Annotated in this window: 23 protein-coding genes; 12 read left to right on the plus strand and 11 right to left on the minus strand. The window is 61.1% G+C overall.

Annotation, left to right across the window (positions count from 1 at the left end; translation table 11 throughout):
- From PSH94_RS07425 to PSH94_RS07445, 5 genes are read right to left on the minus strand one after another with little or no spacing between them, the layout of a single operon-like run.
- Window positions 1–1,038: an AbrB family transcriptional regulator gene (locus PSH94_RS07425; RefSeq protein ID WP_266248383.1), complete on the minus strand. Its 1,038-nt coding sequence runs from the start codon at window positions 1,036–1,038 to the stop codon at window positions 1–3.
- On the minus strand, window positions 1,031–2,545 hold the full coding sequence (locus PSH94_RS07430) for a tripartite tricarboxylate transporter permease (protein ID WP_305436979.1): 1,515 nt from the start codon (window positions 2,543–2,545) through the stop codon (window positions 1,031–1,033). Before PSH94_RS07430 ends, PSH94_RS07425 begins: the two co-directional genes overlap by 8 nt.
- Window position 2,546: 1 nt before the next feature.
- Window positions 2,547–3,005, minus strand: coding sequence for a tripartite tricarboxylate transporter TctB family protein (locus PSH94_RS07435; RefSeq protein WP_181081112.1), 459 nt, complete (start codon window positions 3,003–3,005; stop codon window positions 2,547–2,549).
- 59 nt (window positions 3,006–3,064) lie between these two features.
- Window positions 3,065–4,054: a tripartite tricarboxylate transporter substrate binding protein gene (locus PSH94_RS07440; protein WP_181081147.1), complete on the minus strand. Its 990-nt coding sequence runs from the start codon at window positions 4,052–4,054 to the stop codon at window positions 3,065–3,067.
- Window positions 4,055–4,098: 44 nt separating this feature from the next.
- Window positions 4,099–4,272, minus strand: coding sequence for a hypothetical protein (locus PSH94_RS07445; protein ID WP_305436981.1), 174 nt, complete (start codon window positions 4,270–4,272; stop codon window positions 4,099–4,101).
- Window positions 4,273–4,508: 236 nt separating this feature from the next.
- Between PSH94_RS07445 and PSH94_RS07450 the strand changes: the two genes are divergently transcribed.
- Together PSH94_RS07450 and PSH94_RS07455 are read left to right on the plus strand one after the other, a co-directional pair.
- Window positions 4,509–5,180, plus strand: a complete 672-nt coding sequence (locus PSH94_RS07450; protein ID WP_181081110.1) for a response regulator — start codon at window positions 4,509–4,511, stop codon at window positions 5,178–5,180.
- A complete protein-coding gene (locus PSH94_RS07455) occupies window positions 5,173–6,558 on the plus strand; it encodes a sensor histidine kinase (RefSeq protein ID WP_305436982.1) in 1,386 nt (461 codons plus the stop codon). Before PSH94_RS07450 ends, PSH94_RS07455 begins: the two co-directional genes overlap by 8 nt.
- Here the strand turns inward: PSH94_RS07455 and PSH94_RS07460 are convergent, their stop codons facing one another.
- On the minus strand, window positions 6,559–7,380 hold the full coding sequence (locus PSH94_RS07460; RefSeq protein WP_266248390.1) for an HDOD domain-containing protein: 822 nt from the start codon (window positions 7,378–7,380) through the stop codon (window positions 6,559–6,561).
- Between the two features lie 36 nt (window positions 7,381–7,416).
- Window positions 7,417–8,358, minus strand: a complete 942-nt coding sequence (locus PSH94_RS07465; protein WP_266248392.1) for a folate-binding protein YgfZ — start codon at window positions 8,356–8,358, stop codon at window positions 7,417–7,419.
- 141 nt (window positions 8,359–8,499) lie between these two features.
- Between PSH94_RS07465 and PSH94_RS07470 the strand changes: the two genes are divergently transcribed.
- A complete protein-coding gene (locus PSH94_RS07470) occupies window positions 8,500–8,754 on the plus strand; it encodes a succinate dehydrogenase assembly factor 2 (protein ID WP_034096390.1) in 255 nt (84 codons plus the stop codon).
- Window positions 8,738–9,184 (plus strand): protein YgfX, encoded by a 447-nt coding sequence (locus tag PSH94_RS07475; RefSeq protein ID WP_181081106.1) that lies wholly within the window; start codon window positions 8,738–8,740, stop codon window positions 9,182–9,184. Before PSH94_RS07470 ends, PSH94_RS07475 begins: the two co-directional genes overlap by 17 nt.
- Here PSH94_RS07475 and nadB read toward each other — a convergent pair.
- Window positions 9,153–10,769: an L-aspartate oxidase gene (gene nadB, locus PSH94_RS07480; protein ID WP_181081105.1), complete on the minus strand. Its 1,617-nt coding sequence runs from the start codon at window positions 10,767–10,769 to the stop codon at window positions 9,153–9,155. The genes PSH94_RS07475 and nadB overlap by 32 nt on opposite strands.
- Window positions 10,770–11,232: 463 nt before the next feature.
- On the opposite strand from nadB, the gene rpoE reads away from it, so the two are divergent.
- The 4 genes from rpoE to PSH94_RS07500 all read left to right on the plus strand — a co-directional run bounded on the left by rpoE (window position 11,233) and on the right by PSH94_RS07500 (window position 15,097).
- Window positions 11,233–11,814 (plus strand): RNA polymerase sigma factor RpoE, encoded by a 582-nt coding sequence (gene rpoE / locus PSH94_RS07485; RefSeq protein WP_003172477.1) that lies wholly within the window; start codon window positions 11,233–11,235, stop codon window positions 11,812–11,814.
- A gap of 32 nt (window positions 11,815–11,846) precedes the next feature.
- On the plus strand, window positions 11,847–12,434 hold the full coding sequence (locus PSH94_RS07490) for a sigma-E factor negative regulatory protein (protein ID WP_003172479.1): 588 nt from the start codon (window positions 11,847–11,849) through the stop codon (window positions 12,432–12,434).
- A 16-nt stretch (window positions 12,435–12,450) separates the two neighbouring features.
- Entirely contained in the window at window positions 12,451–13,419 is a 969-nt protein-coding gene (locus PSH94_RS07495; RefSeq protein WP_305436985.1) for a MucB/RseB C-terminal domain-containing protein, read from the plus strand.
- Between the two features lie 235 nt (window positions 13,420–13,654).
- Window positions 13,655–15,097 carry a DegQ family serine endoprotease gene (locus PSH94_RS07500; protein ID WP_181081103.1) on the plus strand — a complete coding sequence of 481 codons (1,443 nt, stop codon included), beginning with the start codon at window positions 13,655–13,657 and terminating at the stop codon, window positions 15,095–15,097.
- A 67-nt stretch (window positions 15,098–15,164) separates the two neighbouring features.
- Here PSH94_RS07500 and PSH94_RS07505 read toward each other — a convergent pair whose 3' ends face one another.
- Complete coding sequence (locus PSH94_RS07505; RefSeq protein ID WP_181081102.1) at window positions 15,165–16,598, minus strand: M48 family metalloprotease; 1,434 nt, start codon at window positions 16,596–16,598, stop codon at window positions 15,165–15,167.
- 95 nt (window positions 16,599–16,693) lie between these two features.
- On the opposite strand from PSH94_RS07505, the gene PSH94_RS07510 reads away from it, so the two are divergent.
- The gene (locus tag PSH94_RS07510) at window positions 16,694–16,933 is read left to right on the plus strand and encodes a sulfurtransferase TusA family protein (protein WP_181081101.1); all 240 of its coding nucleotides are present in this window, start codon (window positions 16,694–16,696) and stop codon (window positions 16,931–16,933) included.
- A gap of 57 nt (window positions 16,934–16,990) precedes the next feature.
- On the opposite strand, the gene PSH94_RS07515 is transcribed toward PSH94_RS07510, so the two are convergent.
- Together PSH94_RS07515 and PSH94_RS07520 are read right to left on the minus strand one after the other, a co-directional pair.
- On the minus strand, window positions 16,991–17,464 hold the full coding sequence (locus tag PSH94_RS07515) for a peroxiredoxin (RefSeq protein WP_181081100.1): 474 nt from the start codon (window positions 17,462–17,464) through the stop codon (window positions 16,991–16,993).
- A gap of 10 nt (window positions 17,465–17,474) precedes the next feature.
- Window positions 17,475–18,035, minus strand: a complete 561-nt coding sequence (locus PSH94_RS07520; protein WP_003172487.1) for a glycine cleavage system protein R — start codon at window positions 18,033–18,035, stop codon at window positions 17,475–17,477.
- 273 nt (window positions 18,036–18,308) lie between these two features.
- Between PSH94_RS07520 and dapA the strand changes: the two genes are divergently transcribed.
- From dapA to PSH94_RS07535, 3 genes are read left to right on the plus strand one after another with little or no spacing between them, the layout of a single operon-like run.
- On the plus strand, window positions 18,309–19,187 hold the full coding sequence (gene dapA, locus PSH94_RS07525; protein WP_305436988.1) for a 4-hydroxy-tetrahydrodipicolinate synthase: 879 nt from the start codon (window positions 18,309–18,311) through the stop codon (window positions 19,185–19,187).
- Window positions 19,188–19,204: 17 nt separating this feature from the next.
- On the plus strand, window positions 19,205–20,320 hold the full coding sequence (bamC, locus tag PSH94_RS07530) for an outer membrane protein assembly factor BamC (protein ID WP_181081098.1): 1,116 nt from the start codon (window positions 19,205–19,207) through the stop codon (window positions 20,318–20,320).
- 4 nt (window positions 20,321–20,324) lie between these two features.
- Complete coding sequence (locus PSH94_RS07535) at window positions 20,325–21,083, plus strand: MBL fold metallo-hydrolase (protein WP_181081097.1); 759 nt, start codon at window positions 20,325–20,327, stop codon at window positions 21,081–21,083.
- Window positions 21,084–21,100 lie beyond the last annotated feature (17 nt).

The raw sequence follows: 21,100 nt of genomic DNA on the forward strand, positions 1-21,100 counted from the left end.
CTAGAGTGTTTCCGGCTGACGATTCCACCGCCTGAACAATGGCTCGGCCAGGAACAACACAAACAACAAGCGCATCACCTGCATCGCGGTCACCAGCGGCACCGACAGTTGCAAGGTCTCGGCCGTGAGGCTCATCTCGGCAATGCCTCCGGGCATCATGCCCAGGGTCAGCGAGCGCAGGTCCAAGTGGGTGAGGGCGCTCAGGCCCACGGCGGCCAGCGTCGCCAGTACCATGGTCAGGGCGGTGCCGATCAAGGTACGGGCCATGAACGATGGGGCGCGGCGGAAGAACTGGCGGTTGAAATGGCAGCCCAGGCCGCTGCCGATCAGCCATTGGCCAATCTGGCTGCCGCCGTCGGGCAGGCCGATATGCAAATCCCAGACAACGCTGGCGGTCGCACTGACCAATAACGGGCCGAACAACCACGGGTTTGGCTGACGCAGGCGCTGCCAACCCCAGGCCACCAGAGCCCCGAGTGGAAACAGCAACGCCAGCCACGCCCAACTCACCGGTGCCGGATGAAACTGCGGCGCGCCGCCCCCCAGCAAATACTTGAAGATCGCCGGTACGCACAGCACCACCGCCAGCACGCGCAGACTCTGCCCCGCCGCGACACGGCTGAGCACCGCGCCATTGCGTGCGCCGAGGTTGACCATCTCACCGGACCCGCCCGGCATGCTGGAGAAAAACGCGGTGGCGCGGTCTTCACCGCTGCGGCGCATCAGCCACACGCCCACCACGCTCGACAGGCTGGTGACCAGCGCGCCGAAGAAGATCAGGCCGAAGTGGCTCATCACCTGCTCGATCACCACCGGGGTGAAGTGCAGGCCGATGCCGATCCCCACTACCCACTGGCCGCATTTGCGCCCGCCGGGAATCTCCGCCAACTGCCACGGCGTGAGGCAGCGCACCAGAATGATCGCCAGCAACGAGCCAACCATGTACGGCAACGGCCAGCCGATCAGGCTGGCCAGGTAACCGCCGGCCAGGCCGACCAGCGGCGTTCCCCACCACTGTTTAAAGGTGACCTCAGACATCGGCCACGGCGCGACGCTGCAGGGCGCGTTTGCGGTAGATGCGGATCAGCGGAAAGACCAGCATAAACGCCGTCAGCACCCAGACACCGAAGGTGATCGGGCTCGACCACAGAATCTCCAGCGCACCGTTGGAGATCGACAGCGCGCGGCGCAGGTTCTGCTCCATCAGGCCACCGAGGATAAAGCCCAGCAGCACCGGCGACAGCGGGAAGTCCAGCTTGCGCAGGATATAGCCGAAGATGCCGATCCCGACCATCAGGAACAGGTCGAACGTGGTGGCATGCACCGCGTACACACCGATCGCGGTAATAATCGCAATCACCGGCACCAGCGCCCAGTTCGGCACGGCGAGGATGCGCGTGAAGATACGGATCATTGGGATGTTGAGGATCACCAGCATGATGTTGGCGATAAACAACGAGGCGATCAGGCCCCAGACGATGTCCGGTTGCTGTTGGAACAACAGCGGGCCGGGGGTGATGTTGTACAGCGACAGTGCGCCGATCATCACCGCTGTGGTGCCCGAACCGGGCACGCCCAGCGTCAGCATCGGCACCAGAGCGCCGCAGGCGGAGGCACCGATTGCGGTTTCCGGGGCGGCGAGGCCGCGCATATCGCCCTGGCCGAACTTGCCGCTGGCGCCGGCCATGCGTTTCTCGGTCATGTAGGCCACGGCCGAGGCCAGGGTTGCGCCGGCACCCGGCAACACGCCCATGATGAAACCCAGCAGACCGCAGCGGATGTTCACCACGAACACCGACGCCGCTTCCTTGACGTTGAACATCATGCGTCCGGTGGCCTTGACCGCTTCCTGGCCACGGTGGGTTTTTTCCAGCAGCAACAGGATCTCACTGATGGAGAACAGGCCCAGCACCAACACGACGAACTGGATGCCGTCGGTGAGGTGAATGTTATCGCCGGTAAAACGGTACACGCCGCTGTTGGCGTCGATGCCCACCGCCGAGAGGAACAGCCCGATCAATGCCGCGACAAAGGTCTTCAACGGCTTGTCGCCGGCCATGCCGCCCAGGCACACAATCGCGAACACCATCAGGACGAAATATTCCGCCGGGCCGAAGGCAATCGCCCACTTGGCCAGCAACGGCGCAAACAGCACCATGCCACAGGTGGCGATAAACGCACCGATGAACGAACTCCACGCCGACAGCGACAGCGCCACACCCGCCAGGCCCTTACGGGCCATCGGGTAGCCGTCGAGGGTGGTCATTACGGTGGAGGCCTCGCCCGGAATGTTGAGCAGGATCGAGCTGATCCGGCCACCGTATTCGCAGCCCAGGTACACCGCCGCCAGCAGGATCAGCGCCGATTCCGGCGGCAGGCCCAGGGCGAAGGCGATGGGGATCAACAGCGCCACGCCGTTGATCGGGCCCAGACCCGGCAGCAGGCCGACCACGGTACCGATCAAGGTGCCGCACAGGGCGGTCACCAGGTTGTAAGGAGACAGCGCCACGCCGAAGCCCTGGCCCAAGTAGCCGAAAGTATCCATATCAGTTCTCCAGAACGTCGAGCAGGCCGAGGGGCAGCGGCACATCCATGGCTTTATCGAACAGCAGGTACAGCCCGATGGCCATCAAGGTGACGATCACGATGCTGGGCACCCAGCGACCGCCGTACAGGCGCGCCATGGGGATGCCGATCAGCATGCTGCTGAGGATGAAGCCCAATGGTTCGAAGGTGGCGGCGAACACAATCAGCAGCGCCACGCAGAAACCGATCTTGACCAGGGTTTCGCGATCCAGCGCCGGTTCTTCTTCGGTGTGCTTGGTTGGTTGCGGGCGGAACAGCATGTAGATCAGCGCCAGGCTCATCAGCCCGAGCATCAGCAACGGGTAGGCGCGAGGCCCTACGGGTTCGTAGGAAAACGACGCCTGATACGGCCAGGCCATCAGCGCCAGGCCGGCGCAGGCCAGCAGCAGCGCGGCGGCGAATATGCGTTGTAAGAGCATGGTGAACTCCTGGGCCATGCCTGGGGTTTGCCAGGCATGGCCGCGCGACAGAGGGGCGTTTACTGAATCAGGCCGAACTCTTTGGCCAGCACTTTGTAGTCAGCCACCTGTTTCTTCACATAGGTGTCCAGCTCCGGGCCGGTCATGGCGAACGGGAACAGCTCGCGCTGGTCACGCAGCTTGGCGAACTCTTCGGACGCCAGCAGTTTGTCGAAGGCGTCTTTCCACCAGGCGTAATCGGCATCGCTGACTTTAGGCCCGAGGTAGAAGCCGCGCACCACTGGCCACACGATGTCGTAGCCTTGCTCCTTGGCGGTTGGGATGTCCTTCATTTCCGGCTCGTCCAGGCGCTGCTCGGAGAACACCGCCAGCAGGCGCATGTCGCCGCTGAGGATGTGGGGCATGGAGTCGGAGATGTCGGTACTGCCCACCTGAATGTGGCCACCGAGCAGCGCGGTGGCGATTTCACCGCCGCCTTCAAGGGCCACATAGCGCAGCTCGCGCGGGTTGATCCCGGCGGCCTTGGCGATCAGGGCGGTTTGCATCCAGTCCTGGCTGCCGACGGTGCCGCCGGAACCGATTACCACGCTGCCTGGATCTTTCTTCAGGGCTTGAACCAGGTCGTCGAGGGTCTTGTAGGGCGAATCGCTTTTCACTGCGATGGCCCCGTAGCTGGTGCCAACCGCGGCCAGCCAACGCACGGCGCTTTCGTCGAAACGCCCGAACTTGCCCTGGGCCAGGTTCAGCAGCGAGCCGCTGGACCAGGCCACCAGGGTGCCGGCATCCGCCGGGCGCTGGGCGACCACGGCGTTGTAGGCCACAGCGCCAACGCCGCCGGGCATGTAGGTCACGCGCATGGGTTTGGTCAGCAGTTTCTCGTTGACCAGTGCGCTTTGCGCCAGTTTGCAGGTCAGGTCGAAACCGCCGCCGGGGGAGGCGGGGGCGATACATTCCGGACGCTTGGGCTCGTCGGCGGCCAGCAGTTGGCCGGCGAACAGCATGCAGCCGGCGGCGAGGGCCAATTTACGCAATGAAAGAGTCATGGGTATCTCCGTCTTTTTTGTTATGAGGTTCTACTACCAGGCACTGCTTATCAGCGTGCGGCGCCTTTGCGGACCAGCAGGCGCACTTCATCGGCATCAGCGGCCGTGCCGCGGTCTTCGAGGACGACGGTTTGGCTGAACGACGAAATAACGCCGGCGAGAGCGGCGTGGTTCAAGCGAGGAAAACGAACAGGCGGGCGGTTCTGGCGCTGTGTCGACAGCATGGTTGTGCACTCCGTTATTGTTCTTATTGTGACGAAAACGCATCGAGGCGTTTTGCGGGCGCTGCGGCTTGGGCAACTGGGTGGGCAAGGCTCACCGTGAGCTGGATGCTAATGGGCGAAGCTTTCACTAACCTTTCAGCAGTCTTTCAATGTTTCCGGGCTTCACAGGGCCTCGGGCGCCTGTAAACTCCCCGCCAAAGCGTGGCGTCGACCACCCCTGAACGAGGCAGAAAACCATGCGTGTCCTTCTGGTTGAAGACCATTTGCAACTTGCCGACAGTGTGGCCCAGGCGCTCAAGAGCACGGGTCTGACGGTCGACGTGCTGCATGACGGCGTGGCCGCCGACCTGGCCTTGAGCAGCGAGGATTACGCGGTCGCGATCCTGGATGTGGGGCTGCCGCGCATGGATGGTTTCGAGGTGCTCGCACGCTTGCGGGCCCGTGGGAAAAACCTGCCGGTGTTGATGCTGACCGCGCGCAGCGACGTGAAGGACCGCGTGCATGGCCTCAACCTGGGCGCCGACGACTACTTGGCCAAACCCTTTGAGCTGACGGAGCTGGAGGCGCGGGTCAAGGCCCTGTTGCGCCGCAGCGTGCTGGGCGGCGAGCGTCAGCAGGCCTGCGGCGTACTGGTGTATGACCTGGATACCCGGCGCTTCACGCTGGGTGGCGAACTGCTGACGTTGACCTCCCGCGAGCAGGCGGTGCTCGAAGCGCTGATCGCGCGCCCGGGCCGGGTGATGAGCAAGGAGCAACTGGCTTCGCAGGTCTTTGGCCTGGACGAGGAGGCCAGCCCCGATGCAATCGAAATCTATGTGCATCGCCTGCGCAAGAAGCTCGATGGCCAACCCATCGCCATTGTGACTTTCCGCGGCCTCGGCTACCTCTTGGAAGCTCGCGATGCATAAGCCCAGCAGCCTGCGCTGGCGCCTGGTGTGGAACCTGGCCCTGTTGCTCGTATTGTTGATGCTGGCCAGCGGCATGAGTGCCTACTGGAACGGCCGCGAAGCCGCCGATACCGCTTACGACCGCACGTTGCTCGCGTCGGCGCGCACCATCGCCGCAGGCCTGACCCAGGTGGACGGCACCCTCAGCGCCAATGTGCCCTATGTGGCCCTGGACACGTTCGCCTACGATAGTGCCGGGCGCATTTATTACCAGGTCAACGACATTGATCGCAAGCTGATCTCCGGCTACGAGAACCTGCCCGGTCCGCCTCCCGGCACGCCGCGCACCGATGATTACCCGGCGCTGGCGCGGTTCTACAACGCCAAGTATCAGGGCCAGGAAGTACGGGTGGTGAGCCTGCTCAAGGCGGTGTCCGAGCCGAACATGAACGGCATGGCGGAAATCCGTGTGGCCGAAACCGACGAAGCCCGCGTCAGCATGGCTCGCAGTTTGATGGCCGATACGCTGCTGCGCCTGGGCATGCTGGCGGTCGGCGCGTTGCTCCTGGTGTGGTTTGCCGTGAGCGCCGCGCTGCGCCCGCTGGAGCGTCTGCGCAAGGCCGTGGAAGAACGCCAGCCCGACGATCTGCGGCCGCTGCCATTGGTGGAAGTGCAGCACGAATTCGGCCCGCTGGTCAGTTCGCTCAACCACTTTACCGAGCGCCTGCGCGGGCAGTTCGAACGCCAGGCACAGTTTATCGCCGATGCGTCACACGAACTGCGCACCCCTTTGGCCGCGCTCAAGGCGCGCCTGGAGTTGGGCCTGCGCGCCGAAGACCCGGCCACCTGGCGCAGCACATTGGAAACCGCTGCGCAGGGCACTGATCGCCTGACCCATCTGGCTAATCAATTGCTGTCTCTTGCGCGTATCGAGAACGGCGCACGGGCAATTGCAGAAGGCGGCGCGCAGTTGTTGGATCTGAGCCAGTTGGCCCGTGAGTTGGGGATGGCGATGGCGCCCCTGGCCCATGCGCGTGGCGTGGCGCTGGCATTGGAAGCCGATGAGCCGGTGTGGTTGCGCGGCGAGCCAACGCTGTTGAACGAACTGCTGAGCAACCTGGTGGACAACGCCCTGGCGCACACGCAGCCCGGTGGCAATGTAATCCTGCGGGTGACGGCACCGGCGGTACTGGAGGTGGAGGACGACGGCCCGGGGATCCCGCAGGATGAGCGGGAGCGGGTGTTCGAACGCTTTTACCGGCGCAGTCAGCAGGGCATGGGTTCGGGCCTGGGCTTGGCGATTGTCGGGGAAATCTGCCGGGCGCATCTGGCCCAGATCAGCCTGCACGATGGCGAGCGCGCGGGGCTGAAAGTAAGGGTGAGTTTTATCGCCGGTTGATCAGTAGAACATCGAGCGTGCTTCATCGAGCTCCGCGCGCAGGCGGTCGCTGTAGGGGTCGACCTTGAGCTTTTTCATCGCCGGCACTTCGGAAACCACCACGCCTGCCAGTGGGTGATCGGTGCCGCGATAGCAATACAGCACCGCCAACTGCACCAGGTCGATGTAGTCAAGGCGGCTGGAGTCGCGTTCAAGGTTCAGGTATTGGCCGGGCAGTTTCGCCAGCATCTCCGGAAAGTCCCAGCGGCCGAGCAATTTATCACCCAAGGCTGGATGGATAGTGTCGATCAGGTGGTTGAGGCTGACCGGGTCGGACAGCAACTCGTAGTGATCTTCGGCGTAGGTCAGGATCGGCAGCACGCCGATCTGGTGCACCAGACCGCCAAGCGCTGCCTGGTCCGGCTTGAGCTGGCTGTGGCTGCGACACAAGGCGTAACTCACGCCGGCTACTTCCAGGCTGCGGCGCCACACTTCACGCATTTTCTGATCGACCGTTTCAGAGCGGGCATGAAAAATCTGCTCCATCACCAGGCCGATCGCCAGGTTGCTGCTGTAGTTGGTGCCCAGCCGTGTGATGGCGGTGTGCAGGTCGGTGACTTCCTGGGTGGCGCGCAGCAGCGGACTGTTGACCACTTTGATCAAGCGTGCGGACAGGGCGGTATCGCGACCGATCACTTTGCTCAAGTGGCTGATGCTGATTTCCGGGTCCTCGGCGGCCTTGCGAATATTCAGGGCCACTTCCGGTAATGTCGGCAGAACCAGGTCATCGTTTTCGATGGCCGTGACCAAAGCCTGTTGGACTTTTTCCGCCAGCTTGTTCATTCATGTTCTCTAGGGTGTTGCAAAAAAGTACGGCGACTAACGCTGGATCTCTCGATCGCGGTCCAGCGTGTAGGGTAAGTCAAGCAGTTGCAGGCCGGGGCCTTCGAGCGTGCCTAAATGCACATCGCCACTATCGGCAGCTTCGGCTTGCAATACGGCCAGAAGTTCAATCACCGGACCCGCATTGGCCGCGATTACCACCTCACCGATCGAACTGTTATGGCTGGGCGAAAACAGCGGGGTGCCTGGCTCGGGCATTTGCGTCGATTCAAGGCTCAAGCGGTACAGGCGGCGCTTGAGTTTGCCCAGGTACTGCATGCGCGCGACGATTTCCTGGCCGGTGTAGCAGCCTTTCTTGAAACTCACGCCACCGACGGCTTGCAGGTTAAGCATCTGCGGGATGAACAACTCGCGGGTCTGGGGCATGACCTGGCCGATACCGGCACGGATCTGGCCCAGTAGCCACTCGTTCAGATCGGCTTCTTTCAATTGCGCACTCAACTGGCCATGTACCGCGTCGGCCTGTTCCGCCGGCACCCAGAGTTCGCTGCGATCAGGTGACACGCGAATCGCGATCAAGTGTTCGTTGCGGGCAACGCTGTCGGTGTCGGCCGGCAGTTCAAGCCCGAGGCTGGCCAGGGTTGAATCCGCGTTGTACAGGCCCAGGCGTGCCCACGCGGCGCTTTCGTCGGTGAGCTTGGATTTGGAGAACACCGCGTATTTCTTCAGATCGGCCAGTTGCGGTTCCAGCAGCTCGGTGGCCATCGCCAACAGCACACCGTCGCCTTGCAGCAGGATGCGAAAGCTGGACTGCATGCGCCCTTTTTGTGTGCAGCGCGCGCCCAGGCTGGCCTGGGTGTCGCTCAGATAGTTGAGGTTGCAGGTCAATTGGCCCTGCAGGAATTTGGCAGCGTCGGCACCGCGCACGGCAAGAACGCCTTCGTGGGACAGGGGGCAGAAAAAAGCAGAGTCGGCCATGGGTCATCGCAGGTCAAAAAGTCTTGGGTGCATCATAGAGGGGCGCCCGGCAAATGGATAGTTTCCGTGGGAGCACGACCAAAGCCGACTGTTGCGCTGCCGTCGGGCCTGTATACTTGCGCTCTATTTGAGGAGCGCTCCATGGTCGAAGATGTAGAACTCAATCGCCTCTATTGGCACAGCCGTCGCGGCATGCTTGAGCTGGACGTGTTGCTGGTGCCATTCGTCAAAGAGGTTTATTCCACGCTCAATGAGGTGGATCGCAAGGTGTATGTGCGACTGCTGGAATGCGAGGACCAGGATATGTTCGGCTGGTTCATGGAGCGCGCCGAGTCGGACGATCCGGAACTGCAGCGCATGGTTCGGATGATCCTGGACCGTGTCCAGCCCAAGTAACCGTTTCGAATGCCGCTGGCAGCCTTCGCGCAGGCTGCTGGTGGCGTATTTGCTTGCCCAGGTGTTCGCGCTGGGTGCCTTGTCGGCAGTGGATGTGCCATTTTCAAGCCTTTGCATGCTGCTGTGCCTTGCGCATGCGGGTTGGGTGCTGCCCAGACATATTCTGTTAACCCATCCTTCATCGGTCTGCGGCCTGCGCCGAGATGAAGAGGGTTGGCAGTTGTTCAGTGAACAGCGTGGCTGGCACGCCGTGCAGTTGCGCCCCGACAGCCTGGCACTGCCACCGATCGTGGTGCTGCGCTATCGCGTGCGCGGGCAATGGTGGTCGCGTTCGATCTGCGTGCCGAGGGATTCGCAGGCCACCGATACGCATCGGCGCCTGCGGGTACGCCTGAAGTTCAGCCGCCGTAGGTGGTTGGCACCAGGATAGTGTCGCGGGCCTCCGGCAGCATCTGCGGGTAGTCGAGGGTGTAATGCAGGCCTCGGCTTTCCTTGCGCTCCATGGCGCAGCGGATCATCAGCTCGGCGACCTGGGCCAGGTTGCGCAGCTCGATCAGGTCGCGGCTGACCTTATAGTTGCTGTAGAACTCGTCGATTTCATCGAGCAGCAAGCGCACTCGGTGCTGCGCGCGCTGCAGGCGCTTATTGGTGCGCACGATCCCCACATAGTCCCACATGAAACGCCGCAACTCGTCCCAGTTGTGGGCAATGATCACGTCTTCATCCGAGTCGGTGACCTGGCTGGCGTCCCAGCGGGGCAGGGCGGCCGGCACCGGGATTCGCGGCAATTGCTCGAGTATGTCCGCCGCCGCCGAACGCGCGTAGACGAAGCATTCAAGCAGCGAGTTGCTGGCCATGCGATTGGCGCCATGCAGGCCGGTGAAGCTGGTCTCGCCAATCGCATACAGGCCCGGCACGTCGGTGCGGCCATGCTGGTCGACCATTACGCCGCCGCAGGTGTAGTGCGCGGCAGGCACTACCGGGATCGGGCCTTGGGTGATGTCGATATTGAAGGTCAGGCAGCGTTCGTAGACGGTGGGGAAGTGGGTCTTGATGAATGCTTCAGGCTTGTGGCTGATGTCCAGATACACACAGTCGATGCCCAGGCGCTTCATTTCATGGTCGATGGCGCGTGCGACGATATCGCGCGGTGCCAGTTCGGCGCGCGGGTCGAAACGCTGCATGAAGCGTTCGCCGTTCGGCAGTTTCAAGTGTGCGCCTTCGCCACGCAGGGCTTCGGTGATCAGAAAGCTTTTGGCCTGCGGGTGATACAGGCAGGTGGGGTGGAACTGGTTGAATTCCAGGTTGGCCACCCGGCAGCCCGAGCGCCAGGCCATGGCGATGCCGTCGCCGCAGGCGCCGTCGGGGTTGCTGGTATAGAGGTAGACCTTGGCTGCGCCACCCGAGGCGAGGATGGTGAAGCGCGCGCCATAGGTGTCGACCTCGCCGCTGCCGCGGTTGAGCACGTAGGCGCCAAGGCAGCGTTCGCCGTCCAGGCCCAGGCGCTTTTCGGTGATCAGGTCGACCGCGACGCGCTGCTCCAGCAGTTCGATGTTCGGGCGCTGTCGAGCCTGGTCGAGCAGGGTCTTGAAAATGGCTGCGCCGGTTGCATCGGCGGCGTGGATGATGCGCCGGTGGCTATGGCCGCCTTCACGTGTCAGGTGGAACTCGAAGCCGCCGTCGTCGGCGCGTGCGTGCTCGTCACGGGTGAAGGGAACGCCCTGGTCGATCAGCCATTGGATCGCTTCGCGGCTGTGCTCGACGGTGAAGCGCACCGCGTCCTCGTCGCACAGGCCGCCGCCGGCGTTGAGGGTGTCTTCGACGTGGGACTGCACAGTGTCGGCGTCATCCAGAACCGCCGCCACGCCGCCTTGGGCCCAGAATGTCGAGCCGTTGGCCAGGTCGCCTTTGCTCAGCACCGCGATGCGTAGGTGGCTCGGCAGGGTCAGGGCAAGGCTCAATCCGGCTGCGCCGCTGCCAATCACCAGAACATCGTGTTGAAACTGTTGGCTCATTTATAGGATTCCGCAAAAAGCGATCCGCAAGGGTGGCGCTGACAGAACGCCGGGATCGGCGAATCAAAGGGTCACACGGCCCACTAGTATATAGAGGGGGGTACCGGCACAATAGCCAGGCATGCGTGGCAATATGAGATTACGGTGCGTGGCTTGGGTATAATCAGCCGGTTATCGAATCGGGAACTTTTTGCATGGCTCCCGACTCAATAGCAGGTTGCCCGAAAGCTGGGAAAACGTTGAGTTTATTGGCCCGTCGGGAGCATTGGACGCGTCAGAAAACCGACGACAAGATTATTCGCGCAGCCGGCGTTACCCGCGCTGCGTTTTTCGTGTGTGCCAAATCAGTGCATGCCGGAAACTTGCTTGGAGGGGGAGAACTTTTGCGAAAAGACCGAGTCTATGTTTGCAAGCCTGATCGTTTAGTTATGCAAGCCTCCTTCAAGTACTACGAGGAGTGTTCATGCTAACCCAGGAAGAGGATCAGCAGCTGGTTGAGCGCGTACAACGCGGCGACAAGCGAGCATTTGATCTGCTAGTGCTGAAATACCAGCACAAAATTCTCGGGTTGATCGTGCGGTTTGTGCACGACACCCATGAAGCGCAGGACGTTGCACAGGAAGCTTTTATCAAGGCTTACCGTGCACTCGGCAATTTTCGCGGTGACAGTGCGTTTTATACGTGGCTGTACCGAATCGCCATTAACACGGCGAAAAACTATCTGGTGTCTCGCGGCCGCCGCCCACCGGATAGCGATGTAAGTTCAGAAGATGCTGAGTTTTATGATGGTGATCACGGCCTCAAAGATCTCGAGTCGCCGGAGCGTGCATTGCTGCGCGACGAGATCGAAGGAACCGTTCATCGCACAATTCAGCAACTGCCGGAAGATTTGCGTACCGCATTAACTTTACGTGAATTCGATGGTCTGAGTTACGAAGACATTGCGAGCGTCATGCAATGTCCGGTGGGGACTGTAAGGTCACGGATTTTCCGGGCCCGGGAAGCCATCGACAAAGCCTTGCAACCGTTGTTGCAGGAAAACTAAAGACAGCGGCGACAGCCAAGAGAGGAACCGCCATGAGTCGTGATGCCCTGCAGGAATCGCTGTCCGCAGTGATGGATAACGAAGCGGATGAACTGGAACTTCGTCGAGTGCTCAACGCATTTGATGATGCCGAAACCCGTGATACCTGGTCTCGTTACCAAGTCGCTCGGGCGGTGATGCACAAGGATCTTCTAATCCCTCGTCTGGATATTGCTGCGGCTGTTTCTGCCGCGCTGGCTGATGAAGCCGTTCCGGCTAAAGCTGCTCGTGGTCCTTGGCGTAGCCTGGGTCGCCTTGCAGTGGCAGCCTCGGTAACTGTTGCCGTGCTGGCGGGTGTTCGCCTGTACAACCAGGACGAAATTGCCGGTGCCGAATTGGCCCAGCAGACCCAGCAGCCGGTTATGGCTGGCCCGCAGGTCAAAGGTCCGGCCGTACTTGCCGGCTACAAGGAAAGCTCCGACACGACCGGCCCGATGGCTAACGGCGTGCTTCAGGGGCAATCCGGCTGGCAGGATCAGCGTCTTCCAGGTTACCTGCGCCAACACGCTCAGGAATCGGCCTTGAAAGGCACTGAAAGTGCTCTGCCATACGCTCGCGCTGCAAGCCTGGAAAACCGTTGAACCGTTAAGGAGCTTTATGCGCGCCATACCGCTCCTTACGCTGTTGATCAGTGGTTGGTTTGTACTCCCCGCCCATGCCGATGAAGCGCAGGACTGGCTTAATCGACTTGGGCGTGCAGAGCAGACCCAAAGTTTTGAAGGTACGTTCGTCTATGAACGTAATGGCAGTTTTTCCACCCATGACATCTGGCATCTTGTCCAGAACGGTCAAGTCAGAGAGCGCCTTTTGCAGCTCGATGGCTCTGCCCAGGAAGTCGTGCGAGAGGATGGCCGTACCCAATGCGTAAGCGGCACTTTAGTGCCCGGGCTTGGGAATTCCCGCGATGCACCTTCGCGCGCGCTTGATCCGCAAAAACTCAATCAATTTTATGAACTGGCCGTCATCGGAAAATCCCGTGTGGCTGGTCGTAATGCTGTGATTGTGGCCGTTACACCGCGTGACCAATACCGGTATGGGTTCGAGTTGCATCTGGATCGCGAAACCGCACTCGCGCTCAAATCCCTGCTGCTTAACGACCAAGGGCAACTGCTGGAGCGATTCCAGTTCACGCGCTTGAACACCTCGGTCCAGCCGGATGATCGCAACTTGCAGCCGAGTAAGGACTGCACGCCCATTGCCCTGGCTAATAGCAGTGCGCCTGAGGTGCAGCCCACCCACATATGGCGTTTGGATTGGTTGCCGCCGGGGTTTCAGCTCACCCGCACTAGTGCGCGAAAGGATGTCCACACCAAAGCCATCGTCGACAGCATGATGTATGACGACGGCCTGGCACGGTTCTCGGTGTTTCTGGAGCCGATCAGCGATGGCAGTGTCACGGAAGCTCGAACGCAGCTGGGCCCGACCGTCGCAGTGTCCCGGCGTCTGAATACCGTTGATGGCGAAATGATGGTGACGGTGGTAGGAGAAATCCCCATAGGTACTGCCGAACGCATCGCGTTATCGGTGCGCGGTGAAAAAAAGGCATCCGCCAAACTTGCACCGTGAGTTGTTAATCCTATGTTCATCTTGACCTTTCAACTTACGTCCATGCCCGCCTGGCTGCCGAGAGCATGAAATGTCTGGATCAGGATTTTCACTTGCAAAAACCTTCCATGTTTTTTATAGGTCAGGGCTTGTCGGCTCTGGCCTTGTTTTGTTCGCGGAACAAAGACGTCGGTCGCGGTTTTCCGGCGTTTATTGAACCCTGTCGCTCAACCCTGCTCGTCGTAACGGGAGCTGTATGTCGATACCACGTTTGAAATCCTATCTATCCATAATCGCCACGGTGTTGGTTCTGGGTCAGGCCGTGCCTGTGCAAGCGGCCGATCTGCCTGACTTCACCCAACTGGTTGAGCAGGCCTCGCCAGCCGTAGTGAACATCAGTACCACGCAGAAGCTGCCGGATCGCAAAGTGTCGAACCAGCAGATGCCGGATCTCGAAGGCCTGCCACCCATGTTGCGTGAGTTTTTCGAGCGTGGCATGCCACAACCCCGGGCGCCTCGGGGTGGCGGTGGTGGCGGTCAGCGTGAAGCGCAATCGCTGGGTTCGGGCTTCATCATTTCCCCGGATGGTTACATTCTCACCAATAATCACGTGATTGCCGATGCGGACGAGATCCTCGTGCGCCTGGCTGATCGCAGCGAACTCAAAGCCAAGTTGATAGGCACCGATCCGCGCTCCGATGTGGCGTTGTTAAAGATCGATGGCAAGGATCTGCCGGTGCTGAAACTGGGCAAGTCCCAAGACCTGAAGGCCGGTCAGTGGGTGGTCGCCATCGGTTCGCCTTTTGGCTTTGACCATACGGTAACGCAAGGTATCGTCAGCGCCATTGGTCGTAGCCTGCCCAATGAAAACTACGTGCCGTTCATCCAGACTGACGTGCCGATCAACCCGGGTAATTCCGGTGGGCCGCTGTTCAATCTGGCGGGTGAAGTCGTAGGGATCAACTCGCAGATCTATACCCGTTCCGGTGGCTTCATGGGCGTGTCGTTTGCCATTCCGATCGACGTGGCCATGGATGTTTCCAATCAGCTCAAAAGCGGTGGCAAGGTCAGTCGTGGCTGGTTGGGCGTGGTAATCCAGGAAGTGAACAAGGACCTGGCTGAATCCTTCGGACTCGACAAGCCGGCGGGCGCACTGGTTGCGCAGATTCAGGACAATGGTCCGGCCGCCAAGGGTGGCCTGCAGGTCGGTGACGTGATCCTGAGCATGAATGGCCAGCCGATCATCATGTCGGCCGACCTGCCGCATCTGGTCGGTGCATTGAAGGCGGGCAGTAAAGCCAAGCTCGAAGTGATCCGTGATGGAAAGCGTCAGAATGTGGAGCTGACCGTCGGCGCCATTCCTGAAGAAGGCGCCACCCTGGATGCGCTGGGTAACACCAAGCCGGGCGCCGAGCGCAGCAGCAATCGCCTGGGCATTGCGGTGGCCGAGCTGACTGACGAGCAGAAGAAGAGCTTCGACCTCAAGAGCGGTGTGGTAATCAAGGAAGTGCAGGATGGGCCTGCCGCGTTGATCGGTCTGCAACCGGGTGATGTGATTACGCACCTGAACAACCAGGCGATCGACACGACCAAGCAGTTCACTGACATTGCCAAAGCGCTGCCGAAGAATCGTTCTGTGTCGATGCGTGTACTGCGTCAAGGCCGTGCCAGCTTCATTACGTTCAAACTGGCCGAGTAACGCGCCAGCTCAATAAAAAGCCCCGCTTTCCTTTAGAGAGAGCGGGGCTTTTTTGTGGGCGATGGATTCAGCTCATCATCCCTTTGACCAGTCGTTCCTGTTCGATCAACTCACGCTGGCGCGCATCGATCCGCGACGACAGCGGGAAGTTGTTGCCGGCACGGCGCTTGGCAAAGTCCAATTGCTGGATAGCCTGCTGGAAGTCGCCTACCAGCGCGAAGTATTCGGCGCGGGCCTGGTGCAGGCCGATGATGTTGCCGGACAAACCGCGCGTCTCGGCGACCTGATACCACACGTCCGGATCATCCGGGCGGGATTTGAGCAGCGCATCCAGGGCCTTTTCCGCATCGGCGGTGCGATTCTGCTTGAGCAGCAGGTCGACCCGGACCTGATTCAGCGGGTAGTTACTGGGGTATTGGGTGAGCATCTTGTCGGTGCGTTGCTGGGCATCGGGCAGGCGGTTGTTGATGATGTCTAGCTCGATCTGCGCCAGGTTGTAGGTGATATCGTTGGGAGCCTTAGCCAGCAGCGGCGCCAGGTTTTCCCGTGCTTCCTTGAGTTTCGTGCCTTTGATCTGAGCAATGGCGAGGCCGTAGCGCGCCACATCGTTTTTTGGATTTTCGTCGAGCTGTGCCTGGAAGCGTTTCGCAGCCAGGCCTGGGGTGTCTTCGTATTTCAACTGCACCCTCGCGCGAATCAACTGGTAGCGCAGGCTGTCTTCCTTGCCGCCGGGCTTGGCTTGTTCGGCGCGGTTGCGGGTGTCGGCGATCCGGGACTCGGTTACCGGGTGAGTCAACAGGAATTCCGGTGGCTTGGCGTCGAAGCGGTATTGGCGCATCAAGCGCTCGAACATGGTTGGCATTGAGCGTGGGTCGTAACCGGCTTTTTCCAGATTGACGATGCCGATGCGGTCGGCCTCTTGTTCATTCTGTCGGGAAAAACGACGCTGCTCCTGGATCGCTGCGGCCTGGGTGCCGGCAATCGCTGCAATACCAGCGTCGCCCGCGCCTGCTGCGGCAGCGATGATGCCGCCGAGCAGTGCGGCCATCATCGGTACCTGCATGCGCTGTTGTGCTTCAACGCCTCGTGCGAAGTGGCGCTGGGACAAGTGAGCCAGCTCGTGAGCCAGCACCGAGGCGTATTCGCCTTCGGTCTGGGCATTGAGGAACAGTCCGCCGTTGACCCCGACAATCCCGCCCGGTGCGGCAAAGGCGTTCAATTGCGGGCTGTTGATCAGGATGAATTCCAGGCGCCGGTCGTTGACCTGGCTGGTCTCCACCAGCTTGTAGACGCTGGTTTCAACATAATCCTTGAGTTGGGGGTCGTTGAGCTGCGAGACCTGGCCCCGCAGGTACGCCAGCCAGGCACGACCCAGTTGGTATTCCTGTTGCGGCGAGACAATGGCAGAACTGGCGTCGCCCAGCGACGGCAAGTCATCGGCGAAGCCGGGAGAGGCCAGCAGGCAGGCCAGCGTCAGCAGGGAAGGGCGCAAAAAATTCATGCACGAGGCCTTTCGACAAAGAGCTTACTGTAGCCGGACACTGAGCTTCGGACCAGATATTCTAAGCGCCCCGAATGCTTGTCCCGGAGTAAGACATGACCGACCCCATCGCCTTCGACGCCGAGCTTGATGCCAGCGGCCTCAATTGCCCGTTGCCCTTGCTCAAGGCCAAGCTGGAGCTCAATCGATTGGCCAGCGGTGCGGTGCTCAAGGTGATCGCCACCGATGCAGGCTCGCAGCGCGACTTCCGTACCTTCGCCAAACTGGCCGGGCACACCTTGTTGCGCGAAGAAGATGCCTGCGGTGTGTACCGGTATTGGTTGCGCAAGGCCTGATCTGTCTGGCCCGCTGCCGCTGCAGGCGAGAGCAGGCCCTCGCCTGCCGATGCCGGTTCAGGCCTTGTTCAAGGCCTGGGCGGCGGCCAGCACCGCATCCACATGCCCTGGCACTTTCACGCCGCGCCATTCCTGGCGCAGCACACCGTCTTTATCGATCAGGAACGTGCTGCGATCCACGCCCAGGTATTCCTTGCCATACAGCTTCTTCAACTTGATCACGTCAAACAGCTGGCAGACCGCTTCGTCCTTGTCGCTGAGCAGCTCAAAGGGGAATGCTTGCTTGGCTTTGAAGTTTTCGTGGGACTTCACGCTGTCGCGCGACACGCCGAACACTTCGGTGTCGGCAGCCTGGAACGCCGCGTGCTGGTCGCGGAAGCCCTGGCCCTGGGTGGTGCAGCCCGGCGTGCTGTCCTTGGGGTAAAAGTAGAGCACCACCTGCTTGCCCTTGAGGGCGGCCAGGCTGAACGTCCGGCCGCTGGTGGCCTGGGCTTCGAAGTCGGGTACGGGTTGGTCGATGACTACCGCCATGGGTACATCCTTACATTGGGTTCTGTGGTCGCCACGGTTCGATCAGGGCGTCGAGGTTCAGCGCATCGGCGAAATCCAGGAACTGGTCGCGCAGCCAACTGATCTGCACGCCGGCCGGCAACGTCACGGTGAATGTGGCGTTGAGCATGGTGCCGCCGGTCTGGGGCGCCTGGTAGGTGTCGCACGTCAGGTTCTCCAGCTCGACGTTATGGTCGATGAAGAACTGGCACAGCTCATTGACGATGTCCGAACGGTAGGCCGAGCTGACATAAGCTACGTAAGGCAGGGCCTGGGGACGGTTCTCCAGGGCCGCGCTGCGTACCACGTTAACGGTGAAGTCATGCTTCTTGGCCAGGCCCGGCAAGCCGGTCTCAAGGCGCGCCAGGGCGTCCCAGGTCCCGGAAATCTGCAGCACCAGGGCGCTGCACTCGCCATGGCGGGTCAGGCGAGAGGTTACGACGGCGCAGCGGTTCTCATGGCTGGCGCGGCACAGGACGTTGGTCAGCTCCATGGGGTTGGCGCCGAGGGCACTGATAACAAGGAATTGTTCGCGAACTGTGGGGGTGGACATGCAGCCTTCCTAAAGCGATGAGCGGTCGATACCGAGAGGGCCGTATCGATCAAAGGATCAAGGGTAGCGAAAAGCGTCGCCAAGGGCTAGGAGGTGGCGATTTCATTGCGTCATCGGCCCGATTCCAGCGGTCCTCGAATCGCCCTTTGGCCCGATGATGGCATCGATCGCCGTTTAGTTGCGTCAGAACGCATCCTCACGCGGTACTTCGCTTGTGCAAGCATCTTGGCGCCAGTACCATTACGGCTCTCTTTTTCCGGCAGGAGCGGTTGCATGATTGCGGGCAGTATGGTGGCACTGGTCACACCCATGGATGCACAAGGTCATCTCGACTGGGACAGCCTGGGCAAACTGGTGGACTTCCACCTGCAAGAAGGCACCAATGCCATTGTTGCGGTCGGCACCACGGGTGAATCGGCCACACTCGATGTGGAAGAACATATCCAGGTCATCGAGTTCGTGGTCAAGCGCGTGGCCGGGCGTATCGCGGTCATCGCCGGCACGGGCGCCAATTCGACGCGTGAAGCGATCGAACTGACCAAAAACGCCAAGAAAGCCGGTGCAGATGCCTGCCTGCTAGTGACCCCGTACTACAACAAGCCGACCCAGGAAGGCCTTTACCAGCACTTCCGCACCATTGCCGAAGCCGTCGACATTCCGCAGATCCTCTATAACGTGCCGGGTCGTACCGCCTGCGATATGAAGGCCGAGACCGTAATCCGCCTGTCCACCGTGCCGAACATTGTCGGCATCAAGGAAGCCACCGGCGACCTGCAGCGCGCCAAGGACATCCTGGCCGGCGTGAGCGCCGACTTCCTGGTGTATTCCGGTGACGACGCCACTGCCGTCGAGCTGATCCTGCTGGGCGGCAAGGGCAATATCTCCGTGACCGCCAACGTGGCCCCCCGTGCCATGAGCGACATGTGCGCCGCCGCTCTCGCCGGCGATGCCGCCAAAGCCCGTGCGATCCACGTGAAGCTGATGCCGCTCAACAAGACACTGTTTATCGAATCCAACCCTATTCCCGTGAAATGGGCGCTGTTCGAGATGGGCATGATGCCGGACGGTATCCGTCTGCCGCTCACCCGTCTCAGCGAAGCCTGTCACGAACCGCTGCGACAGGCCCTGCGCCAGTCCGGCGTCCTGGTTTAATTGAGGAAGCACTACGCATGAAGCGATTGGCCGGACTTTCCGCACTTGCCTTGATTATCTCCAGCACCAGCGGCTGCGGTTGGATCTGGGGCCCGGAAGGCTACTTCCGTGACCGCGGCAGCGATTATCTGGAAGCACAAGCAACCAAACCGATGCAATTGCCGCCGGACGTCAATGTCGCCAAGCGCCTTGACCCATTGCTGCCGATTCCACGCAACGTCGCCGATGACACCACCAAGGGTGAGTACGTGGTGCCACGTCCACAGCCGATCGCGGCCGTGGCCGATGCCAGCGACTACAGCCTGCAGAAAAGCGGCGACTCGCGCTGGATCGTTGCTCAACGTCCACCTGCCGAAGTCTGGCCGGTGGCGGTGCAGTTCTTCCAGGACAACGGTTTCCGCATTGACGAACAACGTCCGCAGACCGGTGAATTCACCACTGCGTGGCAGCAGGGCAATGAATTGTCCGCCAGCATGGCCAAGCGCCTGCAAGCCGGTGGCGTCGCCGCCGATAGCGAAACGCGTGTGCGCGTGCGGATCGAACCCGGCGTACAGCGCAATACCAGTGAAGTCTATGTGGTGAGCGCCGAGCGCCCTGCCGGCAGCACGTCCAACGTCGAGTTCACCAATCGCTCGGTCAATACCGGTGTCGACTCTGCACTGGTCGATGAAATGCTGGCCAGCATGAGCCGGATCTCCGAGAAGGGCGGTTCGGTCTCGCTGCTCGCGGCCCGCGATTACGACACCCCAAGCCGCGTCAGCCTCACCGAGGACGGCAGCGGCAACGTGGTGCTGAACCTGGGTGAAGACCTGGATCGCGCCTGGGCCAGCGTCGGCCGTGCCTTGGAGCAAGGCCCATGGCGCGTTGAAGACATCAACCGCAGCCTGGGTCTTTACTACATCAACGTCGCCGAAAAGGCCGAGCGCAAGGATGACGAGCCTGGTTTCTTCGGCAAGTTGTTTGGCAGCACACCGACCAAGGAAGAAGTCGAGACCCGCGCCGAGCGTTATCAGGTCCGTTTGAGCAAGGTTGGCGAAACCGTGCAAGTCACGGTCGAGAAGAACATCAATACCGTAGCGCCAGCTGAAACAGCGCGCAAAGTGTTGGGAGTGATTCAGGACAACCTGGGCTGATCCGATGCGTTTTGCCGTTCTCGGCAGCGGTAGCCAAGGGAACGGCACGCTGGTCGCCCATGACGACACGTATGTGCTGGTCGATTGTGGTTTCTCGCTGCGGGAAACCGAGCGACGCCTGCTGCGCCTGGGGGTTCACCCCACGCAGTTGAGCGCGATTCTGGTGACCCACGAACATGCCGACCACGTGCATGGCGTGGGTTTGCTGTCTCGGCGCTACAATCTTCCGGTGTACTTGAGTCGCGGTACCTTGCGCGGGATGCGCAAACCCATTGAACCCGCAGGTTTCCTGGCCGGTGGCGAGACGTTGCAGGTCGGTGCCTTGAGCATCGACGTGATTGCCGTCGCGCACGACGCTCAGGAACCGACGCAGTATGTCTTCAGCGATGGGGAGCGGCGTTTCGGCGTGCTCACCGACCTGGGTTCCTACTGTGCCAAGGTGCTGGACGGTTACCGCAACCTCGATGCGTTGATGATCGAGTCTAACCACTGCCGAGACCTGCTGGCGCGTGGTCACTACCCGTATTTTCTCAAGCAGCGGGTGGGCGGCGAACGGGGGCATTTGAACAACCACCAGGCGGCGTACCTGGTGTATGAGTTGGGCTGGCAAGACCTGCAACATCTGGTCCTGGCCCACCTGAGCAGCAAGAACAACCTGCCGACGCTTGCCCGGCAATGTTTTGTCGACACCCTCGGGTGCGACCCGGACTGGCTGCAACTGGCCGATCAAGATTCAGGGCTCGACTGGCGACATATCGCCTAGCCCACCTCACTCAAAGC

The sequence above is a fragment of the Pseudomonas sp. FP2254 genome (genome assembly GCF_030687695.1).
GTDB classification, from domain to species: domain Bacteria; phylum Pseudomonadota; class Gammaproteobacteria; order Pseudomonadales; family Pseudomonadaceae; genus Aquipseudomonas; species Aquipseudomonas quebecensis.

What these genes read in the sequence shown, in the direction of transcription:
- PSH94_RS07425 (WP_266248383.1), bottom strand. Translation starts at nt 1,038, where the DNA reads ATGTCTGAGGTCACCTTTAAACAGTGGTGGGGAACGCCGCTGGTCGGC.
- PSH94_RS07430 (WP_305436979.1), bottom strand. Translation starts at nt 2,545, where the DNA reads ATGGATACTTTCGGCTACTTGGGCCAGGGCTTCGGCGTGGCGCTGTCT.
- PSH94_RS07435 (WP_181081112.1), bottom strand. Translation starts at nt 3,005, where the DNA reads ATGCTCTTACAACGCATATTCGCCGCCGCGCTGCTGCTGGCCTGCGCC.
- PSH94_RS07445 (WP_305436981.1), bottom strand. Translation starts at nt 4,272, where the DNA reads ATGCTGTCGACACAGCGCCAGAACCGCCCGCCTGTTCGTTTTCCTCGC.
- PSH94_RS07450 (WP_181081110.1), top strand. Translation starts at nt 4,509, where the DNA reads ATGCGTGTCCTTCTGGTTGAAGACCATTTGCAACTTGCCGACAGTGTG.
- PSH94_RS07455 (WP_305436982.1), top strand. Translation starts at nt 5,173, where the DNA reads ATGCATAAGCCCAGCAGCCTGCGCTGGCGCCTGGTGTGGAACCTGGCC.
- PSH94_RS07460 (WP_266248390.1), bottom strand. Translation starts at nt 7,380, where the DNA reads ATGAACAAGCTGGCGGAAAAAGTCCAACAGGCTTTGGTCACGGCCATC.
- PSH94_RS07465 (WP_266248392.1), bottom strand. Translation starts at nt 8,358, where the DNA reads ATGGCCGACTCTGCTTTTTTCTGCCCCCTGTCCCACGAAGGCGTTCTT.
- PSH94_RS07470 (WP_034096390.1), top strand. Translation starts at nt 8,500, where the DNA reads ATGGTCGAAGATGTAGAACTCAATCGCCTCTATTGGCACAGCCGTCGC.
- nadB (WP_181081105.1), bottom strand. Translation starts at nt 10,769, where the DNA reads ATGAGCCAACAGTTTCAACACGATGTTCTGGTGATTGGCAGCGGCGCA.
- rpoE (WP_003172477.1), top strand. Translation starts at nt 11,233, where the DNA reads ATGCTAACCCAGGAAGAGGATCAGCAGCTGGTTGAGCGCGTACAACGC.
- PSH94_RS07490 (WP_003172479.1), top strand. Translation starts at nt 11,847, where the DNA reads ATGAGTCGTGATGCCCTGCAGGAATCGCTGTCCGCAGTGATGGATAAC.
- PSH94_RS07495 (WP_305436985.1), top strand. Translation starts at nt 12,451, where the DNA reads ATGCGCGCCATACCGCTCCTTACGCTGTTGATCAGTGGTTGGTTTGTA.
- PSH94_RS07500 (WP_181081103.1), top strand. Translation starts at nt 13,655, where the DNA reads ATGTCGATACCACGTTTGAAATCCTATCTATCCATAATCGCCACGGTG.
- PSH94_RS07505 (WP_181081102.1), bottom strand. Translation starts at nt 16,598, where the DNA reads ATGAATTTTTTGCGCCCTTCCCTGCTGACGCTGGCCTGCCTGCTGGCC.
- PSH94_RS07510 (WP_181081101.1), top strand. Translation starts at nt 16,694, where the DNA reads ATGACCGACCCCATCGCCTTCGACGCCGAGCTTGATGCCAGCGGCCTC.
- PSH94_RS07515 (WP_181081100.1), bottom strand. Translation starts at nt 17,464, where the DNA reads ATGGCGGTAGTCATCGACCAACCCGTACCCGACTTCGAAGCCCAGGCC.
- PSH94_RS07520 (WP_003172487.1), bottom strand. Translation starts at nt 18,035, where the DNA reads ATGTCCACCCCCACAGTTCGCGAACAATTCCTTGTTATCAGTGCCCTC.
- dapA (WP_305436988.1), top strand. Translation starts at nt 18,309, where the DNA reads ATGATTGCGGGCAGTATGGTGGCACTGGTCACACCCATGGATGCACAA.
- bamC (WP_181081098.1), top strand. Translation starts at nt 19,205, where the DNA reads ATGAAGCGATTGGCCGGACTTTCCGCACTTGCCTTGATTATCTCCAGC.
- PSH94_RS07535 (WP_181081097.1), top strand. Translation starts at nt 20,325, where the DNA reads ATGCGTTTTGCCGTTCTCGGCAGCGGTAGCCAAGGGAACGGCACGCTG.